The sequence below is a fragment of the Nocardiopsis sp. RV163 genome, assembly GCF_001029525.1.
Lineage (GTDB): Bacteria > Actinomycetota > Actinomycetes > Streptosporangiales > Streptosporangiaceae > Nocardiopsis > Nocardiopsis dassonvillei.
On sequence record NZ_LEKI01000271.1, the window covers coordinates 1 to 4,151 of the forward strand.

The 4,151-nt window shown below is 73.7% G+C and carries 4 protein-coding genes; 2 read left to right on the forward strand and 2 right to left on the reverse strand.

Annotated elements, in window-relative coordinates; translation table 11 throughout:
* A partial coding sequence (locus ABD54_RS25785) for a R2-like ligand-binding oxidase (RefSeq protein ID WP_047872147.1) occupies positions 1-993 on the forward strand: 993 nt, incomplete at its 5' end.
* A gap of 40 nt (positions 994-1,033) precedes the next feature.
* On the opposite strand, the gene ABD54_RS25790 is transcribed toward ABD54_RS25785, so the two are convergent.
* A complete protein-coding gene (locus ABD54_RS25790) occupies positions 1,034-2,086 on the reverse strand; it encodes a zeta toxin family protein (RefSeq protein ID WP_047872148.1) in 1,053 nt (350 codons plus the stop codon).
* A 130-nt stretch (positions 2,087-2,216) separates the two neighbouring features.
* Positions 2,217-3,530: a glycoside hydrolase family 6 protein gene (locus ABD54_RS25795; RefSeq protein WP_047872149.1), complete on the reverse strand. Its 1,314-nt coding sequence runs from the start codon at positions 3,528-3,530 to the stop codon at positions 2,217-2,219.
* 168 nt (positions 3,531-3,698) lie between these two features.
* On the opposite strand from ABD54_RS25795, the gene ABD54_RS25800 reads away from it, so the two are divergent.
* A complete protein-coding gene (locus ABD54_RS25800; RefSeq protein ID WP_047872150.1) occupies positions 3,699-4,121 on the forward strand; it encodes an NUDIX domain-containing protein in 423 nt (140 codons plus the stop codon).
* Positions 4,122-4,151: the final 30 nt, after the last annotated feature.

The following is a 4,151-nucleotide window of genomic DNA, read 5'->3' on the forward strand; positions in this document are numbered from 1 at the left end:
TCCCAGTTCAGGCCACCGCCCCCGCCCGCTCCCTCGGAGCGCCGCACCGGCTTCCACTCGCTACGGGGCGGCGGCCTGAACTGGGACTCCCTCCCGCTCAGACTGTTCGCCAAGGGCAACGCCCGGTTCTGGAACCCGGCCGACATCGACCTGACCCGGGACGCCGAGGACTGGGAGAGGCTGGGCGAGGGGGCCCGGGCGCGCGTCCTGCGGCTGTGCGCGTTCTTCGTGGCGGGCGAGGAGGCGGTCACGGAGGACATCCAGCCCTTCCTGCGGGCCATGGCCGCGGAGGGGCGGCTGGGCGACGAGATGTACCTGACCCAGTTCGCGTTCGAGGAGGCCAGGCACGTCCAGGCGTTCCGGCTGTGGCTGGACGCGCTCGGGGTCCACGAGGACCTGCACGGATACGTGGACGCCAACCCGGGGTACCGGACGCTGTTCTACGAGGAGCTGCCCGGGGCCCTGGAGGCGCTGTCGGAGGACCCGAGCCCGCGCAACCAGGTGCGCGCCTCGGTGACCTACAACCACGTCATCGAGGGCTCGCTGGCGCTGACCGGGTACTACGCCTGGAACCACCTGTGCACGGTGCGCGACGTCTTCCCCGGCATGCGCCGGATCGTGCGCAGGATCGGCGACGACGAGCGGCGCCACATGGCGTGGGGCACCTTCACGTGCCGCCGCCACGTGGCGGCCGACGACGCCAACTGGAACGTGGTGCGCGAGCGGCTGGACGAGCTGCTGCCGCACGTGGCGTCCACGGTGGAACGCGGCGAGGAGCTCTCGGGCGACCCGGCCGCCCGCCGCTACGAACTGCCGCCGGGCGAACTGGTCCGCTACGCGGGCGACCGCGCGCTGCGCCGCCTCGGCGCGATCGGGTCCGCGCGCGGGGTGCCCGTGTCGCGGATCGACCTGGACACCGCGCCCGAGGACTTGGAGGAGCGGTTCGGCGAGGAGGACCGGGAGGCCGTGCGGAGGCTGGCGGCCCGGGACTGAGGCCCCGCCGGGCGCGCCCCGACGGCAGTCCGCCGGGCCGTCAGACGGCGCTGCGCGGGGCGTGCCCGGGGGCGTGCCACAGCTCCCGGCGCCCGCGTTCGGCCTCCAGTGCGACGCGCCCGAACGGCTCGGTCCTCCAGTCGTCGCCCTCCCGGTGGTTGGCGTAGAGCACGTCGCCGTCGCGGGAGAGGACGTAGAGCGAGTCCGCCAGCCGGTGGGTCTCCAGGAACTCCACCGTGTTGGGGAGGCCCAGATAGAAACGGTCATGGTGGAGTTCGGGCGTCCACCTGCCGAAACCCTGGTCGTCACGTGCCCGGGCGTACCGGTCGGCGATCGCGAAGCGGCTGTTGGAGCTGTGGGTGGCCACGAGGGCGACCTCCACCCGGTACCCGGCTTCGCGGAACCCCTCGACCCAGGGCGCGGCCCAGTCCGCGCGGCCGAGGGGGTGGCTGCACACTGCGTCCACGCGGCCCGCGCGCAGGTGCGCCATGGCCAGTCCGTGCAGGCCGCCGACCTGACGGGCCAGGGCGGAGGAGGCGACGCGGTCGTCGGCGGCCATCGCCCACTCGTAGTCGGGGGCCAGGCGCAGCAGGTCGTCGCCGTCGTAGCTGACGGTGCCCTCGGGCAGGAACGGCAGGACCAGGCGCTGGAGGGTGGACTTGCCGGAGCCGGGCTGGCCGCCCAGTAGCAGGAGCCGGGGCCGCTCGCGGGCCGGCCCCGTGAGCCGGTCGCGGAGCGCGAGGTCGAAAAGGGCCTCCAGGTCGGCCCCGGCCAGGACGGGGCCCGGCTCCCCCGGGGTCGCGCCGTCGCGGACGCGGATCGGCTCGGCCCGCAGCTCCGCGACGGTTTCGGGGAGTTCGCGGTTGGTCCGGGCGACCTCCCCGTCGTCGAGGAAGGGCAGCCGGGCCTCCCGCGCGAGGAGTTCGGCGGCGCGCCCCCGGAGCCCGGTTCTGCTCAGGCAGGCGCCCACGGCCGCGCTGTAGAGGTTGTAGGCCCGTTCTCGGGCCTGCCGGGGACCGGCCTCCTGCGCGGGGAACCCGCCGCAGGCGCTGTCCTCCACCAGGGTCCGCTCGCCCGCCTGTGGAACCGTCATCCGTGTCCGCCCTTCACCCACCGGGGATGCTAGTCCTTCTCCGGCCCCGGGGTACGGGGTTCGGCGCGGTTGGCCGGAGGCGGCCAGGAGGACGGGGCGGGACGCGGCGCGTCCCGCCCCGTCAGCGCGGTCAGGCCGCGGAGCACGTCACCTCGGGCGTGCCGTTGCTACCGGTGTGGGTCCCGGTGAACCCGAACTCGGTGCTGCCGCCGGCGCCGAGCGTGCCGTTCCAGCCGATGTCGGAGGCGGTGACCCGCGAACCGCTGCTGGAGAACTCGGCGTTCCAGCCCTGGGTGAACCGCTGCCCGTCGGCGTAGGTCCACGTCACGGTCCAGCCGCTGAGGGAGTCCTCCGCGGTGACCGTCACCGCCGCCTGGAAACCGTTGCCCCAATCGCTGACGACCCTGTAGTCGGCCGTGCAGCCCTCGCCCGCGGGCGGGTCGGTGGGCTCCTCGGGGTCGGTCGGCTCACCGGGGTCGGTGGGGTACTCGGGGGCGTTCACCGCCATGTCGTAGGCGGCCTGGGGTACGAACTGCCCCGCGGGCGCGATGCAGCCGTCGGCCTCACCGGGCAGCTTGGTCCAGATGAAGGCGTCGATCAGCGGGTTGCCGGTGTCGGTGGTGCTGGGGCGGCCGATCATCCGTCCCGGCGGGTCGCACCACTCGTTCTGGGGCGCGGGACCGTTGCCGTTGCGGCTGGTGTCGATCACGGCGCCGAGCCCGGGCACGCCCGTAGCCGCGATGACGGCCTCGGCGAAGGCGACCTCGTCGTGGGTCCAGTTGTAGTTGGAGGTGTTGCTGGCGATGCCGTGCGCGCTGTTCGCGACGTCCGCGCCGTTGAGCAGTTGGGCGGCCTCCTGGGGGCCGAGCCAGGCCGAGTTGCCGATGTCGAAGTAGACCCTGGCCTCGGAGGAGCCCCCCATGAGCGCCTTGCCCGCGTGGGCCATGGAGTCCAGGAGTTCGGACGGGTCGCTGCAAGCGCTCACCAGCGGCAGGGCGTCGGGCTCCAGGACGATGGTGGCGGACCGGCCCTCCAGCCCCGCGGCGACCTCGTCGACCCAGGCGCGGTAGGCGTCGTGGCTGGGCGCCCCGCCGCCGCTGTGGTTGCCGCAGTCGCGGCCGGGGATGTTGTAGACCACCAGGATGGGCGTCTGCCCCTGGGCGTCGGCGGCGCTGACCACCGCGTCCACTTCGTCGCGGACCTCGTCGGGGTTGTACTGGGTGAACCAGGTGGCCTGGGCGACCGAGGCGATGCGGTCGCGGATGACGTCGGCCCGGGGGTCGTTCGGGTTCTCCTCGACCCAGACGGCCGCCGACGTGTCGGGGTTGACGTAGAACTCGGACCCGGCGGCCGAGGCGGGCGCCGAGGCGAGCAGCGCCGCTCCCAGTGCCAGGGCCGAGACGGAGCTCACTGCTGCTCCGACGGCTATGCGTGTGCGGGACATGAGCCTTCCTTCGGTGTGGTGTTCCCCGGTTTCCCCTGCTTCCCCGTTACTGCGCGCATGGGAGCGCTCCCAAGAAGTCACATTACCCGGCGGGGCACCTTGTCCCCAGGGGGGGTAACGACTGTGTTTCCCAAAGGTGACATCCACGCCCTGGCATAGGGTGGCCGCATGTCACCCACACCGCCCTCCTCCCCCGCCGTCATCGACGCCCTGGCCTGGGTCCACGTCCGCGAGGGGCGCCTGCTGTGCGTGCGCACCGGCGGGGTGGACCTGTTCTACCTGCCCGGCGGCAAGCGCGAGCCCGGGGAGAGCGACGAGGCCGCGGTGGCCCGCGAGGCGCTGGAGGAGGTCAGCGTGGTCCTGCGGCCGGGCACGGTCCGCCGGATCGCGGTGATCGACGAGGCCGCCCACGGCCGGGGCCCGGACACCCGCGTTCGCCTGTCGTGCCACACCGCCGAGTACGACGGCGAGATCTCGGCGGACAACGAGATCGCCGAGCTCGCGTGGATCGGCTTCGCCGACCGCCGGCGCTGCGCCCCGGCGGTGCGCCGTCTCATCGAACTCCTCCACGCCGAGGGCACCGTCGACTGACCCGCGCCCGGCCCCTCCCCTCCCCGGAAA